Origin of the sequence: Mesorhizobium sp. B2-5-3, from assembly GCF_006441005.1 — a bacterium.
Taxonomy (GTDB): Bacteria; Pseudomonadota; Alphaproteobacteria; order Rhizobiales; family Rhizobiaceae; genus Mesorhizobium.
The window spans coordinates 270,448-289,578 of the sequence record NZ_VFUS01000003.1; the positions used below are offsets into that span (position 1 = coordinate 270,448).

General features: G+C 64.3%; 21 protein-coding genes. All 21 read left to right on the forward strand.

Annotation, left to right across the window (positions count from 1 at the left end; translation table 11 throughout):
• Positions 1-5: 5 nt before the first annotated feature.
• Entirely contained in the window at positions 6-1,196 is a 1,191-nt protein-coding gene (locus FJ867_RS08770) for a helix-turn-helix domain-containing protein (protein ID WP_140817136.1), read from the forward strand.
• Entirely contained in the window at positions 1,165-1,812 is a 648-nt protein-coding gene (locus tag FJ867_RS08775; protein WP_140817138.1) for a transcription termination/antitermination protein NusG, read from the forward strand. The genes FJ867_RS08770 and FJ867_RS08775 overlap by 32 nt, the downstream gene beginning before the upstream one ends.
• A 142-nt stretch (positions 1,813-1,954) precedes the next feature.
• Positions 1,955-2,548, forward strand: a complete 594-nt coding sequence (locus tag FJ867_RS08780; RefSeq protein WP_140817140.1) for a hypothetical protein — start codon at positions 1,955-1,957, stop codon at positions 2,546-2,548.
• Positions 2,549-2,683: 135 nt separating this feature from the next.
• The gene (locus tag FJ867_RS08785) at positions 2,684-3,334 is read left to right on the forward strand and encodes a terminase small subunit (RefSeq protein WP_140817142.1); all 651 of its coding nucleotides are present in this window, start codon (positions 2,684-2,686) and stop codon (positions 3,332-3,334) included.
• Positions 3,327-5,444: a terminase gpA endonuclease subunit gene (locus FJ867_RS08790; protein WP_140817144.1), complete on the forward strand. Its 2,118-nt coding sequence runs from the start codon at positions 3,327-3,329 to the stop codon at positions 5,442-5,444. The genes FJ867_RS08785 and FJ867_RS08790 overlap by 8 nt, the downstream gene beginning before the upstream one ends.
• A gap of 1 nt (position 5,445) precedes the next feature.
• Entirely contained in the window at positions 5,446-5,670 is a 225-nt protein-coding gene (locus FJ867_RS08795; protein ID WP_140817145.1) for a DUF6148 family protein, read from the forward strand.
• The gene (locus tag FJ867_RS08800) at positions 5,667-7,259 is read left to right on the forward strand and encodes a phage portal protein (RefSeq protein ID WP_140817147.1); all 1,593 of its coding nucleotides are present in this window, start codon (positions 5,667-5,669) and stop codon (positions 7,257-7,259) included. Before FJ867_RS08795 ends, FJ867_RS08800 begins: the two co-directional genes overlap by 4 nt.
• Positions 7,252-8,637 carry a S49 family peptidase gene (locus tag FJ867_RS08805; RefSeq protein WP_181168337.1) on the forward strand — a complete coding sequence of 462 codons (1,386 nt, stop codon included), beginning with the start codon at positions 7,252-7,254 and terminating at the stop codon, positions 8,635-8,637. Before FJ867_RS08800 ends, FJ867_RS08805 begins: the two co-directional genes overlap by 8 nt.
• A 53-nt stretch (positions 8,638-8,690) precedes the next feature.
• A complete protein-coding gene (locus FJ867_RS08810; RefSeq protein ID WP_210242306.1) occupies positions 8,691-9,263 on the forward strand; it encodes a hypothetical protein in 573 nt (190 codons plus the stop codon).
• 105 nt (positions 9,264-9,368) lie between these two features.
• Positions 9,369-10,322 carry a Mu-like prophage major head subunit gpT family protein gene (locus FJ867_RS08815; protein WP_140817151.1) on the forward strand — a complete coding sequence of 318 codons (954 nt, stop codon included), beginning with the start codon at positions 9,369-9,371 and terminating at the stop codon, positions 10,320-10,322.
• A gap of 118 nt (positions 10,323-10,440) precedes the next feature.
• Positions 10,441-10,725 carry a hypothetical protein gene (locus FJ867_RS08820; protein WP_140817153.1) on the forward strand — a complete coding sequence of 95 codons (285 nt, stop codon included), beginning with the start codon at positions 10,441-10,443 and terminating at the stop codon, positions 10,723-10,725.
• Positions 10,726-10,727: 2 nt separating this feature from the next.
• On the forward strand, positions 10,728-11,060 hold the full coding sequence (locus FJ867_RS08825; RefSeq protein WP_140817155.1) for a hypothetical protein: 333 nt from the start codon (positions 10,728-10,730) through the stop codon (positions 11,058-11,060).
• A gap of 3 nt (positions 11,061-11,063) precedes the next feature.
• Entirely contained in the window at positions 11,064-11,504 is a 441-nt protein-coding gene (locus FJ867_RS08830; RefSeq protein WP_140817157.1) for a hypothetical protein, read from the forward strand.
• A gap of 27 nt (positions 11,505-11,531) precedes the next feature.
• Positions 11,532-11,927, forward strand: a complete 396-nt coding sequence (locus FJ867_RS08835; RefSeq protein ID WP_140817159.1) for a hypothetical protein — start codon at positions 11,532-11,534, stop codon at positions 11,925-11,927.
• Entirely contained in the window at positions 11,927-12,511 is a 585-nt protein-coding gene (locus tag FJ867_RS08840; protein WP_140817160.1) for a hypothetical protein, read from the forward strand. The genes FJ867_RS08835 and FJ867_RS08840 overlap by 1 nt, the downstream gene beginning before the upstream one ends.
• The gene (locus FJ867_RS08845; protein WP_140817162.1) at positions 12,453-14,252 is read left to right on the forward strand and encodes a phage tail tape measure protein; all 1,800 of its coding nucleotides are present in this window, start codon (positions 12,453-12,455) and stop codon (positions 14,250-14,252) included. Before FJ867_RS08840 ends, FJ867_RS08845 begins: the two co-directional genes overlap by 59 nt.
• Positions 14,249-14,896 (forward strand): hypothetical protein, encoded by a 648-nt coding sequence (locus tag FJ867_RS08850; protein WP_140817164.1) that lies wholly within the window; start codon positions 14,249-14,251, stop codon positions 14,894-14,896. The genes FJ867_RS08845 and FJ867_RS08850 overlap by 4 nt, the downstream gene beginning before the upstream one ends.
• Positions 14,897-14,898: 2 nt before the next feature.
• Positions 14,899-15,477, forward strand: a complete 579-nt coding sequence (locus tag FJ867_RS08855) for a DUF2163 domain-containing protein (protein ID WP_140817166.1) — start codon at positions 14,899-14,901, stop codon at positions 15,475-15,477.
• A 6-nt stretch (positions 15,478-15,483) separates the two neighbouring features.
• Positions 15,484-15,888, forward strand: coding sequence for a hypothetical protein (locus FJ867_RS08860; protein WP_140817168.1), 405 nt, complete (start codon positions 15,484-15,486; stop codon positions 15,886-15,888).
• A 3-nt stretch (positions 15,889-15,891) separates the two neighbouring features.
• Complete coding sequence (locus tag FJ867_RS08865) at positions 15,892-18,885, forward strand: phage tail protein (protein WP_140817170.1); 2,994 nt, start codon at positions 15,892-15,894, stop codon at positions 18,883-18,885.
• Positions 18,886-18,911: 26 nt separating this feature from the next.
• Positions 18,912-19,130: a hypothetical protein gene (locus FJ867_RS08870; protein WP_140817172.1), complete on the forward strand. Its 219-nt coding sequence runs from the start codon at positions 18,912-18,914 to the stop codon at positions 19,128-19,130.
• Position 19,131 lies beyond the last annotated feature (1 nt).

The window sequence follows — 19,131 nt, forward strand, 5'->3', positions numbered from 1 at the left end:
CTATCATGACTGGCCCCCGCCTTTCCATCATCCCGGCGCGCGCTGCGACTGACAGGTCGCTGAAGCCACGCGACCTGCAGGTGCTTTGCGTGCTCGGTCGCCACACCGACGATCTCGGCTGGTGTACGCGCAGCCAGGTCAAGATGGCGGCGGAAATGGGCTGCGCGCGCTCGACCGTGTTCGAGGCGATAGAGCGGCTGATGGCGGCCGGCTACCTCGAACGGCACGTCGTCGAGCAGAGCAACGGCCGCGACGCGCCGCACCTCTACCGCGTCATCCTCGACCCCGTGCACGCCGCGCTTTCGACCTTGCTGCCGGAGCCGGAAGAGGATGTTTGCGAGGCTTCCGACCCTGCCGACCAGCCGGCACCCCCTGCCGGTATATCGGCACCCCCTGCCGGTCCTGGACCGGCACCTAAGAACGACCCTCTTAGAACGAATCTGAGAGAGCGCGCGCGAGAGGTTACCGAAAAGGACGGGGATGAAAAGAAGATCGAGGCCGAAGGCTGGGCGCTGCTGAAGAACTGGCCGGGCTTTGACGGCATGCCCAAGGAACCGGCGATGCGGGTGTGGCGCACGCTGGATGCCGAGGAGCGGGCGACGGCGCGGCGTCGTTTCCTGCCCTGGCTGACCTTGCTGCGGTCGCAGAAGAAATCGCATACCCCGGCGCCCTCGACCTACCTGTCGGAGAAGCTGTGGGAGGCGGTGCAGGATCCGGCCGACGCGCCGGCGGCTCCGGTGCTGGCGGCGCCGTTCGGCAAGGCATGGGGCGCCCGCCGCATGGTGGTGCTGCTGTCGGGCGCTGGGCCGCTGCCGGAGCCGAAAGGGTTCTCGGCAAAGCTGATCGAGCAGGGCGGCGAGATGGGCCGCCGCGAGCTCCTGTCGCGCCAGGCGACCTTCGGCTTTCCCGAGGTCAGCCGCATGCATCAGCTCGCCGCCGACGCCAAGGGCTGGACGCTCGTCCCCGAGGCCGAGCCTGCCGAGGCGGTGCTGACGATGATGGCTGCATGCCGCGTGGGCTCGGACGAATACCGGGCATGGAAGGCGCTGCACGACGAGCGCGGCTGGCCCTGGCTTCCCGACCCCGGACGGCAGGAATGGGTCTACTTCCCGGCAGGCGGGCCGGATCGATTGGCGGAATTCGAACAGGCGGTGCGAGGGAACCATGATGCGGGCGGACGTGAAGCGGCTGAATGAGGCGGACCCGATCAACCTCGACCGCTGCCATGCCGAATCAGACAGGCAGCGAGGGCTTAGCCGAAGGGCACAGGCGCTGCTTGCTGCTGCGGGCGAATCAGGTCCGGCGATGCGGTGGTTCGTCGTGCGTGTCGTTCCCAACAGCGAGAAAGCTGTGGAAGAATCACTCGGCGCTGTCGGCATCGAATGCTGGCGGCCGATGGAAAAGCGGCTGCGCCGAGCGCCTCATGCCAAGCGTCAGGTCGTGTTTCAGGCGCCTGTCTTCCCTGGATATCTGTTCGTCAGAGTGGTCAACCAGGATGCCACATGGTCCGGCATCCTGTCGGTCGAGGGCGTTCTTTCGGTGCTTGGCGGGCGTGTCGGCCCGGTGCCTGTGCCGGAGGTCAACCTTATGGAATTCAAGAAGAAACTTGGCGAGAAGTCGACCGACAAGGATGTGGTCGAGGCGGCGTTCCCGCTGGGTGCCGAAGTGCTGATCGAGGAAGGGCCATTCGCGTCGTTCACCGGCGTCATTGAGAGCGTGCTCGAGGAGCGCTCGGCCGTCGTGCTGGTCGAGATATTCGGGCGCTTCACACCGGTCGAGCTCTCCCTTGCGCAAATCACCAAAAGGGATTAGCGAGTCCGTCCCAGGATGATCCGTTGACCTGAAGCGAAAGCTTCTGAGACCGAGTGGCAGCCGACAGGCCGAGCCCCGAACGGACCCAGGCGAAGCGCCCCAGCTTCGCCGCGATGGATGAGATTCCAGACAGGATGCGGCTGTGATCGACGTTTCGTTCGAGAGCAATATCCGTGAGTGGACGGCGGGCATGGTGGCGTTCGAACGGCAACAACTGCCCTTCGCCACTGCCAAGGCCTTGACCGATGTAGCGCGCCTTGACGTCAAACCAGAGATCGAGCGCCGGATCGAGGTCGTCTTCGAAAAGCCGATCGAGTTTACCAAGCGTGGTGTTGCCTACAGGCCCGCCAACAAGAGCGTGCTGGCATCCAAGGTGTTCATCATGGATGCGCAGGAACGCTACCTGAAGATCGAAGAGCATGGTGGGGTCCGCACACCGCTCAAGCGTGCGCTGGTCATACCTGCTGCCCAGAAGGTCAACAGCTACGGCAACCTTCCACGCGGCACGGTCCAACGGCTGCTTGCGCGCAAGGATACGTTCTCGGGTCGGGTCAACGGCAAGGGCGGTATCTGGCAGCGTACCCGCAAGGGATTGAAGCTGTTGATCGCATGGGCCGATCAGGCCAGCTACTCACCTCGCTTCGGCTTCCATGAGACTGCGAGATCGGTGGCCGAGCTGCATTTCCCCCGCCGCTTCGATGCCGCGTTCAGCCAGGCCTTGGCCTCGGCCAGATAATTCGAAGGTACTCCCAGAGAAATAGCAGCCCCACGGGTATTTCGCGCGCGCAGGTCATGGCGATGCGAGGTGTCCGGCTTGGGTGGCGGATGGCCTTGTTGTTGTTGTTCCGCTTGCTCGCATTGCAGAAAGCCTATGGACACCTCCGACCTGACGCAGTTGCAGATCGATGATCTCGTGGCGCGCTATCCCTTGCCGGATGGCGTGGGCGATTGCGTCATGAACCGGGAAGAGCTGGCCGACGCGCTGGCGACTTCGATGAACACTGTCACGGCATGGATCAATTCCGGCATGCCGGTGCAGCAGACGGGCGGGCAGGGCAAGGCCTATGAGCTGCGGCTGTCGCATTGCTGGGCCTGGCGGCAGTCGAAGAAGGCCGACGAGGATCTCCGGTCCGCCGAGGTCAAGACCGCGCAGATGGCGATGCGCCTGGCGCTGGTCGGCGGCGGTACCGGCGACTCGATCGAGGCGCTCGACCCCAAGACCAGGCGCGAGATCCTCGCCGTTCAGATCGAACAGGAGCGTTTCAGCGCGCAGCGCAAGCAGCTCATGCGCCGTGCCGATGTCGCCGAGATGCTCGACCAGATGTTCGCGATGGTGCGCGACACGATGGAGGCCGCGCCCGACCGCGTCGAGCGGATCGAGGCCATGCCGCCGAAAGCCGTGCAAGCCTTCATCGGCGTCTGCGATTCGCTGATCGACGAACTGCGCGGCCGGATCGAAAGCTTCTGGCTCGACCATCGCGAGGTTACCGCGGTGGAAAAGCGGGATCTGTTCGATGCGTGAAATGTCCTGGCTCCGGTTCTTGCCGGCGTTGCCGCCGCCAGAATTCGCGACGGTCGAGGAAGTCGTGCGGGGATCGCTGCCGACGCTGACGCCACAACGTCGCATCGATGTCGCCGAATGGGCGGAGACATCGAGGCGGATTTCGCTGCCGACCTTCCAGGGCAAGTGGTCGAACGACTTCGCGCCCTACATGACCGAGCCGTCGCGCATGATCACCTCGAGGCGGTACGGCGCGGAAGTGTTCGTCGGGCCGGCCCGCACCGCGAAATCGGAAAGCCTGATCCTCAATCCGATCGGCCATGCGATCGAGTGCAAGCCGCGCGACATGCTTGTCGTCTGCCAGACCAAGGATTCCGCCAAGCAGTTTTCCGAGCGCAAACTCGGGCCGATGCTGCGGGCCAACCCGCACCTTCGCGTCAGGCAAAAGAGTGAACGCGGGGCGGACAACATCCACGCCAAGAAGTTCGACGGCGGCATGGATCTCCAAATCGGCTGGCCGGTGATCGGCTATTTCTCGCAGAACGAATACTTCACCGTCCTGCTCACCGACCGGGACCGCATGCCCGACGATGTCGACGGTGAAGGCGATCCCTTCATGCTTGCCCGCAAGCGCGTTCAGCATGCCGGATCCCTCGGCATGGCAGTCTCGGAATCATCGCCCGGCCGCACGATCGAGCGCGACGATTGGGAGCCGGCGACGCTGCACGAGGCTCCGCCATGTGCGGGCATCCTGTCGGAATACAATATGGGCACGCGCGGCCAGTTCTACTGGATGTGTCCGAGCTGCAAGACGCCATTTCGTCCGCTCTTCGACACCCTGCACTGGGAAGCGCGCGAGACCCATGGCGAGATGGCCAAGACGGTGTTCATGGCCTGCCCGCATGGCTGTGTCATCGGCCATGATCGCAAGCGGGAACTGAACAAGGGCGGCATCTGGCTGCACGAGACAGGCGACGGCCAGAGTCTTGTCGAGATCGACGACGACAATGTCCGCGACACGGACGTCGTCTCCTACTGGTGTGAGGGTCCGGTGGCGGCGATGCAGAGCTGGGAGCAGCTCGTGCTGCGCTATCTCCAGGGCAAGGCGCAATTCGATGAACGAGGCGATGAGACGTCGCTGAAAGCCACGATCAATCTCGATCAGGGCCGTCCCTACCTTCCCGCGGTTCGCACTGTCGGCGAAGGGCTTGGAACCGAAACTCTCAAGGCTCTGTCGCAGCGCTTCGCCATGGGTGTGGCGCCGGAGGGCACGCGTTTCCTGACATTGCAGGTCGACGTCCAGGGCAACCGCTTCGTGGTGTCGGTCGAGGCGTGGGGACGCGACCTTGAGCATTGGTTGATCGATCGGTTCGACATTTCGGAACCTCCGGCCGGAGCGCCCGGTGCCGAGCGCGATAGTGCGGGCAAGGGCCGGGCGATCGATCCGCCGCGGTACAGCGAGGATTGGGCGGCTCTCCGGCCCTTGCTGGATCGCTCATACCCGGTTGCCGGCAGCGGCTACGAACTCCTGCCGCGTGCGATGATCGTCGATTCCGGCGGCGCCGCCGGCGTCACGGCGAACGCCTATCGCTGGCTGCGGCTGATGCGGAAAATTGGTGTCGGCCATCGGGTCTACATCTCGAAGGGCATAGGCGGTCTGAAGCGGCAGCGTGCGCTCTATGCCACCCCCGAGAAAGTGCTCGGGACCAAGAGCAAGCGGACCACCGACATCCGCATCGTCCAGGTCGGCACCGATCTTCTCAAGGATGAGGTCGCGTTGGCGCTCACCCGCAAGGATCCGGGGCCGGGCGCTTTTCACCTGCCGGATAGCCTGTCGGATGCCGTGTTCGCGGAGTTCTGCGCCGAGGTCAGGACCGACACCGGGTGGGAGCCACGCAAAAGCGGCCTGCGCAACGAATCCCTCGATCTTGCCGTGTTGGCCAAGGCCCTGGTGATCGTGCTCAAGGCCGAAAAGCTGGACTGGGACCGCGCACCGGTCTGGGCCGTGCCTGTTGCCGAGAACAGCTACGCCGTCCGCGTCACCGACATCGCCGCTCCGACCGCCGCAAGGGTCGAGCCCGTCACTCCCGCCAGGCCTCGCGGCCGGCGCGTTCGCTCAAGAGGGGTTTGAAATGGCCGGGATCACGCTCGCCACCGCTGAGGCGCAATTGCAGCTGTGGCTGGACGCCTCGATGAAGGTGGCGGCCAAGCAGTCCTATTCGATCGCCGGCCGCTCGCTGACGCTGGCCGACCTCTCCGACATCAACCAGCAGATCAAGTTCTGGGATGACAAGGTCAAGCTGCTGTCGCGCGCCGCGACTGGTCGTGGCCGCGTCCGCTACGTGGTGGGTGAATGATGCGCGTCCGTGTCGCCAAGCCGAACCTGATTGATCGCATCGTCGGCTACGTCAATCCCGGCGCCGGCCTCAATCGCATCCGCGACCGCACGATGCTGGCGTCGGCGATGTCGCCGGGCGGTTACAAGGGCGGCAAGCTCGACCGTCGTGCGACCAAGAACTGGCGCCCGACCGGCACCTCGGCGGACGCCGACCTTCTCCCGGAACTCGACGATTTGCGCGCCCGATCGCGTGATCTCGCCCGCAACCTGCCGGTCGCGACCGGCGCCATTGCCACTAACAAGACGCATGTCGTCGGCGACGGGCTGGTGTTGAGCGCGCAATGCGCCCGCAAGGTGCTCGGCCTGACGCAGGAGCAGGCGACGGCTTTCAACAGGACGGCGGAGTGGGAATTCGAGATCTTCTGCAAGAGCGCCGATTTTACCCGCGTCCAGCACTTTGCCGAGATGCAGGCCCTGATGCTCGGCGGGGCGCTGGAATCCGGCGACATCTTCGCTCTGCGGCGCTACCGGCTCGACCCCGGCGACACCTACGGCACCAAAATTCAGGTGATCGAAAGCGACCGTGTCTGCAATCCGTTCCGCATGTCGGACACCGACACGCTGATTGCTGGCGTCGAGCACGCGCCGAACGGTGTACCGATTGCAGTCCACGTCGCCGATCGGCATCCGGGCGATCTCCTGCGCAAGCCGACGGCGTGGCGACGCGTGCCGATGCGCTACAATGACGGCCGCCCGATCGTCATCCAGCTTTTCGACCGTCTGCGGCCGGACCAGACGCGCGGCATTCCCTATCTGGCGCCGGTCGTGGAAGCGCTGAAATCACTCGGCGACTATACCGATGCCGAAGTCCGCGCCGCGGTCGTGTCCGCGATGTTCACCGTCTTCGTCAAGAATTCGCCGGATGCGGATTCGAGCCCGCTGCCGACATCGGACACTTCCGGCACTGCCGGCAAGGAAGAAATCGAACTCGGCTCCGGCGCGGTGATCGACCTGGCGGAAGGCGAGGACGTGACCTTCGCCAATCCGATGCGGCCAAATCCGCAGTTCGACGCCTTCGTGACCGCGTTCCTGCGTCAGATCGGCGTTGCGCTCGAACTGCCGTTCGAGCTGCTGATCAAGCACTTTACGGCCAGCTATTCGGCCAGCCGGGCGGCGCTGGAGATGGCCTATCACTCGTTTCGCCGCCGGCGCACATGGCTCGTGCGCAACTTTGTCCAGGTCGTCTACGAGTGGTTCATGGAAGAGGCCGTCATCCTCGGCAGGATCGAGGCGCCCGGTTTCTTCGACGACCCGCTGAAGCGGGCGGCCTGGCTCAACGCCACATGGACCGGTCCAGTCCGCATTTCTCTCGATCCGCTCAAGGATGCCAACGCCGACGAAAAGGACCGCAAGAACGGGTTCAAGACGTCGCAGCAGATCATGACCGAGCGCACCGGCGGCGACTTCGAGGACAAGACCGAGCAACTCGCGACCGAAAACAAGGAGCGCGCCGCAGCCGGCATCAATCCGGACGCGGTCGCGCCAGCAGCGCCAGCGGTTGAACCCGCCGATGCGGAACAACTCGAGGAGGATCTCGCCGATGCCTGATATCAATCTTTCGGCGCTGGCCATGCAGTTCATGCAGGGCCTCAATCTCGCCACTTCGGGCAGCCTGTCGTTGTGGGCGGTCCGTAAGGATGCGCTGTCCGAAAGCCTCGGCATGGTGCGCATGGTCCGCACCGATGCCAGCAAGAACCTGCGCGCCGGAGAGCCATTGGCCCCTGGCAGCTTCGCGACGCGGATAGGAACGACGGCTGTCGTTCCGATCTTCGGGCCCCTGATGGCGCGCATGAACCGCGAGTACTGGTCTTACGAAGAAATCATCAGGGATCTGCGGCTGGCAGCTGCTGATCCGGGCACGACATCCATCCTGCTCGACGTGGATTCGCCGGGCGGCACTGTGTCAGGCATCGACACGGCGGCAGCCGAAATCGCGCGCACCGCATCCTTGAAACCGATGGTCGCACATATTGGCGGCATGGGCTGTTCCGCGGCCTACTGGCTGCCTTCCGCCGCGGGCGAAATCGTCGCTTCCCGCACCTCTCTTATCGGTTCTGTCGGCGCCCTGATCCGCTATGCAGACCTGGAAGGCATCCTGACCAAGCTCGGCGCCAACATCGTCGAAGTCATCGCCTCGCAATCGCCAAACAAGCGGCTCGATCCGAACTCCGAGGAGGGCCGGCAGGAGTTGCAGGCGATCGCCGATCACGGCGCGGAAATGTTCATCTCGGCACTTGCCGAGGCGCGGAATACGGACCGTGAGACGATCATGGGCCAGTACGGCCAGGGCCTCGTCTTCACGGCGCCAGACGCACTGGGTCGCGGCATGATCGATCGCATCGCATCCTTTGAAGAAACGCTGGCCGATCTCGCGGCACGGCCAGCGCTATCACGTCCCGCGGCTGCCGCCGCCGCATCAGCCGAAACCAAGGAGGTCTCCATGACCACGGCAACATCCGCGTCGGCATCGCCGGCGCTCACCCTGGAAGCCCTCCGGGCCTCCAATCCCGACCTCGTCGCGGCCATCGAAGCGTCCGCGCGCGAGCAGGCGACGTCCGCCGAGCGGGAACGCCTCGCCGGCATCGAGGCCAACCTCGTGCCCGGCCAGGAGGCGCTGATCGCGGCTCACAAGGCTGATGCCAACATGACGCCGGCGGCTTCCGCGCAGGCCGTGCTCGCGGCTGTGAAGGCAAAAGGCACCGATGTTCTGAAAGGTTTGCAGGCTCTTGACCGCGCTGCGGAAGGCGTCGCGTCGAGGCCGTCTGAGCATGGCGATGCCGGCGCCAGTGCCGGTGCCGCAGCTGCCGCCGCAACCACTCCGGACGGCTGGAAGGCCGAATGGGAAGGCAGCGACAAGTTGAAGGCGGAGTACCCCAGCGCCGAAAGCTACGTCGCGACCAAGAAGCGGGACGCGCTCAAGGGCTGACCGCTTCACCGCGCTCCATCAACCGAAACACGAAACCCAGAAGGACCGCCGCAATGAAAAGGAACATTCTCATCGCGGCAGGCGTAGCGCTGGTCGCGCTTGCCTGTCTCGCCATCGCCATGCCTGACGCTGTCACGCACCTGGCCAACCTGCAGCACCATGGAACCGGCGTCAGCATGGCCATGGCGACGCTCGCCGCCAACCAGCTGCGTGACTACCAGCTGGGCGACAAGGAAGAATACCCGGTCATCGCCGCCGACATCATCTACCAGGGCGCTGCCGTCGGTGAGAACGGATCCGGCTATTCCCGTCCGCTCGTCGCCGGCGATCCGTTCCAGGGCTTTGCCGAAGCCATTGCCGACAATTCCGCCGGGGCCGCCGGCGCGATCAATGTCAACGTCAAGAAAAAGGGCAACATCGTCCTGCCGATTTCCGGTGCGGCGATCACCACCAATGATCGCCCGCTCGTCTACGCGTCCGACGACAACACCTTCACCTTGACCGCAACCAGCAATTCGCTGATCGGCACCGTGTCGCGTTGGGTCTCGACCGGCATTGCCATCGTCGAGTTCGACGCGGGCCTTGCCGCCTGCACCACGGCCGGCCTGCTCGCGCCGGCGGCCTGATCGCCTTCCCACTCTCCGAACATCAACGTCCGGCACATAAGTGCCGCCTCGCCGTCGATGCCCGACGGCGAGGGTCCGACCGCAACCCAATGAAAGGAGCGGACCATGCTTCCGCAGCAGTTCCAGAAAATCACCCACAATGGCGTGCGCGGTATGATCCTCGCCCGCCTCGACACCGGCGGCAGCGCGTGGATCAACGACATCGCCATGCGCATGCAGTCCGACCAGGCCGTCGAGGAGTATGCCTGGCTCGGCACGGCCCCGGCGCTGCGCGAATTCATCGGCGGGCGCACCCCGGCCGAACTTCGCGAGCTCTCCTTCACCGTCTCCAACAAGGACTATGAAGGCTCTATCACCTTCAAGTCCAAGGACATGCGCCGCGACAAGCTCGGCATGATCCAGATCCGCGTCAACCAGCTCGCCGATCGCGCGCTCGACCATCCGGCCAAGCTGCTCTCGGCGCTCATGATCGCAGGCGAGTCGACCACCTGCTACGACGGTCAGTACTTCTTCGACACCGACCACGTCGAAGGCAACAGCGGCGTCCAGGCGAACTCGATCGTCTATGACATCTCCGACGCCGGCACCGGCGGCACGCCTACGGCCCCGGCCGTGGATACGGTTGCCGGCGCCATCCTGAAAGCGATCCAGCAAATGTATTCGTTCAAGGACGATCGTGGCGAGCCGATGAACCAGGGCGCGGCCAAGTTCACCGTCCAGGTGCCGATCACCTACATGGCGGTTGCCCTGCTGGCCGTGACGTCGCTGCTGGTCGGCGGCGGCAACACCAATCTGCTGCCGGCTCTGAAAGGCAAGTTCGAGATCGACGTGGTGCCCAATCCGCGCCTGACCTGGACCACGAAATTGGCGGTGTTCCGCACCGACGATGCCGCCAAGCCCTTCATCTTGCAGGAAGAGACGATCCCGGATGTCGTCGCGCTCGGCGAAGGCTCTGAATATGAACAGCTGAACAAGGAACAGCTGTTCGGCATCGACTGGACCGGCAACGTCGCCTACGCCTACTGGCAGCATGCCTGCCTGGTTACGCTGCAAGCCTGATTTTTTCCTCCCGATCGACAAGACCGCTCCCCGGCTCCAGCCGGGGGGTGGCCTGACCTGACCGCAGTACAGCTGCCGTCCGGCCATGCCATCAACCCAAACCGAAAGGAAACTTCCCATGCGCATGTACAAGGTCGAAGGCGGCGTTGCCCATGTCGGCACCGACATGGTGCTCGAACTGTCGCAGGCGCAGGTCGCCGCTCGCGCTCACCTCCTTGAGAAGGTCGAAGGCGGCTACCGCGCCCAGGCTTCGGTGCAGTTCAAGGAAGGCGAAATAATCGGCATCGACTGCGCTCCGGAAAATCTGCCGCGCCCGCTTGCCGTCTGCCTTGTCAGCGAAGGCGATGACGTGACCGTCAGCAGGAAACCGAAGGCGGTAGCCAGGCGCCGCGGCAACGCCTGACCATGCCGGTCGAGACAGCCGCCGATCGCGCCATCTTCGTCGACGCCGACGAGTTCGGCGCCGCAGTGAAATGGACCAGCGTCGCCGCGGTGGCGAACTTTTCGGCGATCTTCGACGCCGAGTACCAGCTGCTGACGCTGCCGGATCTCGATGCCGGCGTCGAGGCGTCGGGACCGCAGATCCAGTGCCGAACCTCCGATCTGCCTGCCGATGCGGCGCATCAGGACAGCGTGCAGGTAACCGATCCGGAGACCTCGGCCCTCTCGAACTTCGTCGTGGTCGAGATCAAGCCGGATGGAACGGGTATGACGGTCGTACGCTTGCAGGAGGCTTGAGCCGTGTCGCACGTCCGTAATCAACTGCGCGACTGGCTGGCGGCCAATCTCGTCGGCTCGCCGCAGGCAGGATCACGCGTCGAGCAGCGCCGCAGCCTGCCCTTGGCGAAGGATCTCCGGCCGACCTTCCTGTTTGAGGTTTCGAACGAAACCTCGACGGACATCGACATGGATGGGCACCAGCAACGTGTCATCGGCGTTCGGGTGACCGCCTGCGTAAAGGATGATTCCAGCGATGGCGAAGACACGCTCGACGCCATGGCTCTGTTTGTCGAGGGCGTCTTGTCCGACGATCCGACGCTGGGCGGGATCGCCCAGGACTACGCCTACCAGGCCACCGAATTCAATTTCACCGGCAACGCGGAGCGTACGCTTTGCACCGCCGCCCTGACCTTTGCCGTGACGGTATTTACCGCACGCGCCGATCCTGAAACCGCTCTTTAGAGCACAACCCCGAACTGGAGAAGCACCATGGGTGTCAAGCATGGCAAGAACGGCAAGGTGAAATTTGCCAACAACGCGGTCGGGCAAGTGACCTCGATCGCTTACAGCGAGACCGTCGATACCGGCGACACGACGGTCATGGGCAGCACTGCCAAGACCCATGTCCCCGGCATTCCTGGCTGGAGCGGCAAGGTCGAATGCATCTATGATCCGGCCGATGCTAACGGCCAGGCTGCCGCGCTGATCGGCAGCAGTGTCACCATCGGCTTCTATCTGCAAGGTGACACGGTCGGGCTGACTTATGTCTCCGGCACCGCCTCGATCACCAGCGTCGACGGCGCGGCGGACTTGTCGAAGGCGTCTACCTTCTCGTTCGGTGTCACCGGCAACGGTGCGCTGACCTATGACGAGGTCGCGGCATAATGGCCAAGCTCAGCTCTGTCCTGGAAGCCGCCACTGCCCATTATGGCGGCCAGCAACGCAAAGACATCAAGGTCAAGGAATGGGGAACCCCCGGCAAGCCGCTGGTCATCACCTGGTCGCCCTGGACCGTTGCCGAGCGCAACAAGGTCTACCGCCGCGACGACAATGGCGTCACGCCTGACGGCGGGATCATCCAGGTGCGAGCGTTGATCGCCAAGGCCTGCGACGAGGCCGGCAAGCGCCTGTTCGACGAAATGGACGAGCATGTGCTGACGCACAAGGTCGATTCAGACGTCGTCGGCCGCATCGCCGCCGCCATCCTTTACGGCTCGATGCCGGGAGGCTCCGCCGTCGGCAACGTGGTGGAAGCGGAAAAAACGGCTGAAGGCGGACCCCGAGCGCATGCTGATCCACGCGCTCGCGCTCCGCCTCGGCAAGACCTGCGGCGAGATCGGCGCCATGGAGTATGCCGAGTTCATCGCCTGGTTCGCATTCTTCGAGCTCCAGAGAGACGGTCGGGAGTAGATGGCGAAAGACCTGGAATTCCAGATCCGTGGCAAGGATGCGTCGAAGCCGGCCTTTGACAGCGCGCGCGCCAATGCGCGCGAGTTCAACGGCGAGCTCGACCGCACCGGCAAGATGCTGGCGCTTGCCGGCACCGCGGCGAAGGCCTTTGCCATCGGGTTTGCGGTGGAAGGCGTCCGGCGGTTCGCCGATGCCGTCCATGGCGCGGTTGTCGAATATGCCGATCTCGCCGACAGCGCCGATCGGGTCGGCGTTTCGGTCGAGCAGCTACAGCGCCTCCAGTTCGGCCTGACGCAGGCCGGAGTCGACGCCGGCGCCATCGACACCAATCTGGAACAATGGTCGAAGCGGCTTGGTGCTGCCGTCACCTCCGGCGGCCGGCTGGCCGATATCTTCAAGGCCAACAACATTTCGCTGACAGACAGCAACGGCAAGCTGCGCTCGAACGTCGACCTTCTGCGCGACTACGCGAACCTAATCCAGGGTGCCGCGACCGACCAGCAGCGCATCGCACTCGCCACCGACGCCTTCGGGCGCGGTGGTGCCGACATGGTGCTGGCGCTCAAGAACGGCGCGTCCGGCATTGACGATATGATGCAGGCCGCCGACCGCGCAGGCGGCGTTGTGGACGAGCAGCTGGTGCGGCGCGCCGCCGAACTCGACGACAAGTGGAACGAGATTTCCCGCACCATCGACATCGAGGTCAAATCAGCGCTGCTCAACATCGCTGACCAAACCGATCTCGCCTATACCGCCGCAACCAGGGTCATTCGCGAATGGGAGAAGTTCAGCGGCATCCCCGCGCCGTCATGGTGGGGCGCCGTCTTCATGTCGCCTGGCGCGTCCGCCAATGCAGCTTCGCGCGCCGGCTTCGCGGTAGGGCAGCTTGCCGGCCAGCCGACCGACCCGAACGCCGCCGGAAAGGGCGATCGGCTGTTTCAACCACTTTCGGATGATGCCTTCAATTCGCGCTTCGCCGGCGCCCAGCAGGTCAAGCGCACCGTCATTCCTCCGAGCGGCGGCGGCTCCGGCGGCTCAAAGGCGATCAAGGAGCAGATCTCTGACTATGACCGCGTCATCGAGCGGTTGAAGGCTGAAGAGCAGGCAATCGGCCTCGACCGCGTCGCGCAAGAGGTGCTGGAACAGCAGCGCCGTGCCGGCGTCACCGCGACGAGTACGCAGGGCAAGGAGATCGATGCGCTGGTGCGCAAGATCGATGCCGAGAAACAGGCGCAGAAGCTGCTGGAGGAACAACAGCGTTCGCTGAACGAAGCCGCATCCTTCTTCGGTCACGAAGGGCTGGACGCCCTGGATGCATGGGCCAGCGGTGCCATGAGCGCAACCGATGCCGCCAAGCAGCTCGGCCTCGAAATCCTCGACGCTGCAAAGAATGCGCTGCTCTTCAATGAGGGTCCGCTCGCCGGCATCCTTGGCGGCGGCAAAGGTGGGGGAGGCGGCTTGATAGGAAAGCTGTTCACGTCCTGGTTTGGGGGCGCACGCGCTGCCGGCGGCCCAGTCGACCCGTGGAAAGACTATCTCGTCGGCGAGAAGGGGCCGGAGATCCTGCGCATGGGCAGCGGCGGCGGTTCAATCGTTTCGAATGACAACGCATTTGGCGGCGGCGGCACGGTGGTCCAGATCATCGACCAGCGCACAAACGGCGGGACAATCGAACGTCAGGATTCCGATGGCGTGACGCGTATGATCGTGCGTGATGAAATCGCCAAATCAGGCATCGGATCGGTGGCCCGCCATGCGCAGAACCATGCGGCGGCGATCAAGCGGAGCATGATCAAGTGACGATCACCTATCCGCGCGACCTTCCCGACTACCAACTGACGGAATGCACGTTCGACCTGATGGACAACGTATCGAGTTCCGCCTCTGGCAAGGGCTTGCAGATCAATCTGTCGCAGGTCGTCGATCCGACATGGAAGGCGACGATCCAGACGCGCCTGCGCAAGCCGACCGAATATGCGTCAACGGCAATCTGGTCTGCATGGAAAAAGAGCCTGCGCGGCATGAAGCCGTTCGTGGCGTATGATTTCGGCCGCCCGAACCCGATCGCCTACCTGACCGCTGCGGCGTCTACCGATATCGCGCCGGCATGGAATGGCACGGCAACGGTAACGTCGCTTGGCCTGTCGGGTGCGCTCGGCCTGTCCGGTCTGCCCGCCACATATCAGGCCAAGGTTGGCGACCGCGTCGGGTTGGAGGAGGGCGGCCACTACGGCTATTACGAGGTTCTCGAAGACAAGACAGCCGTAGCCGGCGTTGCCACACTCACCGTGGCGCCGTTCCTCCACACCACCGTCTTCACCACCGCAGCGGTTGCCCGGCTCTGGCGTCCGAAGTGCCAGTTCATCCTTGATTGGAACTCCTGGAGCGCTCCCGCCACCAGGGACTTTGGCGCCATTTCCTTCAACGCCTATCAAAGGCTGTAACCATGCTCTCGCTCCCCGCCGGCGTCGCCGAGCTGCTCGACCAGGGCAACATCATCGTGCGCGGCTTGATCAAGTTCGAGCTCGGCGGCGGGACCTATGGGTTCATCAAGTCGCTGGCGCCGCTCGAATGGGGTGGCGTCACCTATCAGCCGGGCGGCATCCTCCAGGTGTCCGACCTGTCGGCCGGCACAGGCACGGCTGCGCGGCAGTTCACCATCACGCTAGCGGCGTCGCCGGATGACGGCCTGACGCCGGAGGTGCTGCGCACCATCGAGGCGGAAGACTACCGTGATCGGCCGGTGACGATCTACGACGCCTATTTCCATCCCGACACCGGCGCGCTGCTTGGCGTGCGCGCCATGCGCCGCGGCTACATCGACACCATCCCGCACAATGAAGACGACACTGGCTACACGCTGACCGCCAACTGCGAAACCCGTGCACTCGACTACACCCGCACCAATGGCCGCAAGCGCTCGCATGCCGACCAGCAGCGCCGCAACCCCGGTGATCTCTTCCTGCAGCATGCCTCGACGCGCGGACGTGTCGAAGTGTTCTGGGGCCGCACCAAGAAGGCTTGATCCATCATGCGCAAAACGGGTTGGGAACGGCTGCTCAAGGCGGCCGTGGAGAAGCATATGGCGCTGCCGTCGCTCTTCGGCACGTCGGATTGTTATTTGATTCCCGACGATGCTGTCGCGGCCGTCACCGGCAAGACGATGTTCGGCACCGCGGCACGCCGCTACAAGACCCCGGCCGGCGCCGGCAAGCAGCTGCGCAAGCGCGGGTTTGCCACGGTCGAGGATGCTTTCCGCTCGAAGTTCACCGAGATCGCGCCGGCACTCGCCCAGCGCGGCGACATCGGCGTCGTCGAGCGTGACGGCCAGATCTCGGGGGGCGTCTTCACCCAGATCGGCTTCATGACGCGGGATGAAACCAAGGTGATCTTCCTCAACCCTGCCGACGTCAAGACGGCGTTCCGGGTCGAATAGTCCATGCCGTTTCTCGCCCCTCTCGTCACTGCCGTTTCGACATGGTGGGCCGGTACCGCCGTGGGCTCGTTCCTGGCGACGGTGGGCATCACCGGCTCGATGATCCTGACGGCCGGGATCAATGTCGCGGCCGGGCTGATCGAGAAGGCGATTGCCAAGAAAAACGAGCCGCCGGGCGGCGTCCAGTTCGAGAAGCAGTATGGCGAGAATCCCCCCCGCCAGGTGCCAATCGGCCGGGTCGCCATGGCCGGGCACGATTGCTACGTCAACACATACGATTCCGGCAATGGCCGCATCCAGCAGGTCTATGCGCTCGGGGACTATTACTGCGATGGTCTGAGCCGCGTTGCCATCAACGGCACTTGGGAGACGCTGGGCAGCACTCCGGATCCTGAAAGAGGCCTGCCTGTCGTCTCGGGGGAGTTCACCGACCTCATTTGGATCAAGTTCGTCGACGGCACCCAGATCGTCGCCGACGCCAACCTCGTGGAAGAAGCCAACCCGGCTGACCGCTGGTCGGAAGCGCATGTCGGGCTCGGCATCTGCCACGTCATCGTGTCGATGATCTTCGACACGGAGAAGAACAACAGTCCTCCGGATTTCTTCTTCGAGTTTCGCGGCGCGCGGCTTTACGACTGGCGCAAGGATTCGACCGCCGGCGGCTCTGGCACGCATCGCTGGGGCGACTACTCGACCCACGAATACACCGCCAACCCGATCGTCGCGGAATACAATTACCGCCGCGGCTTCACCATCAACGACGATCTGTTCTGCGGCATGGAAATGCCGGCTTCCGACCTGCCGTTCGACAAGTGGACCGCTGCCGCCAACCTTTGCGACGAGTTGGTCGCAAAGGAAGACGGCAGCTTCGAGCCGCGCTACCAGCTTTCGCTGCTGCTCGATTGCACCCGCAGCCACGGCGACAACATCGATAGCATCATGCTGTCCTGCGGCGGCATGACGATTGATGCCGTCGACGGGGCCTGGCCGCTGGTTGGCTCCGACCAGCCGGTTGTCGCCACCATCACCGATGACGACTTCATCGCCGGCGCGCCGTTCCAGTTCCAGGCGAAACGCTCGATGTCGGACCTGGTCAACTCGGTGTCAGGCAACTCGCCGGATCCGGACCAGCTGTGGTCGATGGTCGGCTATGAGGCGCAGATCTCCGACACCGCCCTTGTCGTCGATCGCCGCACCCGCGACGTCAACATCGATTTCCCCATGGTGCCGTCGGCGCGCCAGGCCGGCCAGCTCGCCGGCATCTACCTCGAGGAGAACCGCTGGGAAGCCACGGTCTCCGGCATGCTGCGCCCGCGCTGGCAGGTGCTGGAGGCCGGCGACTGGGTTCGGTACAATTCGCAGAAGTACGGCGACCTCACCTTCATGATGACGGAATCGTCGCTCGCCTCGCTCGATGCCGACGGGCCGCGCAACGCGCAGGTCTCGCTCCAGCAGCGCGACGGCTCGATCTATGATGGCATCCTCAACCCGCCTGTCATCGTGCCGGCGCCGCCCGGCGCGCCGGACTATCAGAGCGAGCTAGAAAACTACCATCTGATCCCGATCATCGTCCAAACCGAGACCGGCTCGCAGCGCGCGGCGCTGCGCGCCTCGTGGAATGTCATCACCGATGTGACGATCTCCGAGATCGAGTTCCAATACCGTCCGGTCGCGCAACCCGACGCCGTCATGGGCGAGACGGCGACGTCCGACCAGACGGTGGCGCAGCTGACTGCGGGCGTGATCTCGCTGTCCGCCTTCGAGGCGCGCTATCGCCTGCATTCGGACCCGCCGCGCACCATCCCGTGGACGGACTGGGTGCAAGTCACGACGCTCGATGCGCGCCTGGTCGGGGCCGATTTCTACCCCATCGATCTCGACCAGCTCGCGCAGGATGTGAAGGCCTTCCAGGCGTGGACCGGCAATGCGGTGCGCGACGTCCTTGAACAATTGCAGGCGGTGTCGACGAACAGCGCCGGCAACTTCCTGGTCGGCTTTTCCGACAAGCAGGAACTGCGGCGGGAACTGCGGTCCACAACCGACGGCGCAGTCGCGCTGTTCACTGAAGAGATCATTACTGCGACCGGTCCCGGCTCGGCGCTCGCCCTCAAGATCCAGGCTCTCGAGGCGACGGTCAACGATCCGGTCACTGGTGTTGTTGCCAGTTCGACCGCCGTGTCGTCGTTGTCGACGACGGTGTCGGCTCAAGGCGGCACGATCGCGGCCAACGCTTCGGCGATCATCGCCTTGCAGACTACCGTCGGCGACGTCTCTGCCGGCTCCACGTTCAGAATGGGCACCGATTACACACCGGCGGCCGGCTGGTCCTCGCGCATCGGCATAGAGGCACGGGTAACGTCGGGCAGCACGTTCCGCTCGTCGGGCCTGTACATCGAGGCGACGGCATCTGCCTCCCGCATCGTCTTAGATACGGATCAGTTTGTCATCATGGCGGGCGGCGTCGTCACGGCGCTGTTCGATGCCGGCACCGCCTTCATCGCCACCGCGCGCATCCGCAACCTGACTGCGGGCAACATCACCGCAAATTCGCTCAACGCCGGGTTGGTGTTGCAGAACGGCACGGTCATCACGTCGCTCATCGCCGGCAATGCCATCACCGATTGGGATAATCAGGCGTTTTTTCTTTCGACCGGTGCCAACGGACCCTCATTCGTCACCCGCGCCACAATCACCGTCAACAACACGGGTGCGATTCCCCCTCTGGTCTTCGCCAGGATGAATTCTGTCTACACGGCCGGCGGCGGCAGCAGCAGCGCTACCGTCAACATGAGGCTGGTTCGAACGGTGGGCGGCGTCGATACGGTCCTGAGATCGGTGACCTACAACAGCAACTCCGGGGTCTACGAGCCGGTGTTTCTCGATGCGGCCGCGCCCGCGGGAACCTTCACCTATCGCATCGACACCAACCATACGCCAGCCGGCGGCGCCGGCATCACGATCGACTGCTCCGTCACCGCCAACTGGTGGAAGAAATGAACAAGCGCGCAAACAGAGGCCCCATAATGACGACCAATGAGCCCGAGACCATGACCATCTCAATGCAGGTTGCGCTGGAGGAGGAGGTCGAGCGCCTCGACGCGGCGGCGAAGGCATCCAGGAACCGGATCCTGTTCCTGGCGCAGAGCAACGCGAACCTGAAGGCGCGCGTGGCCGAGCTGGAAGCCGAGCTTGCGGCGCTGAAACCGGCCGAGATGCCGGCCAAAAAGCCGAAGGCAAACTGAC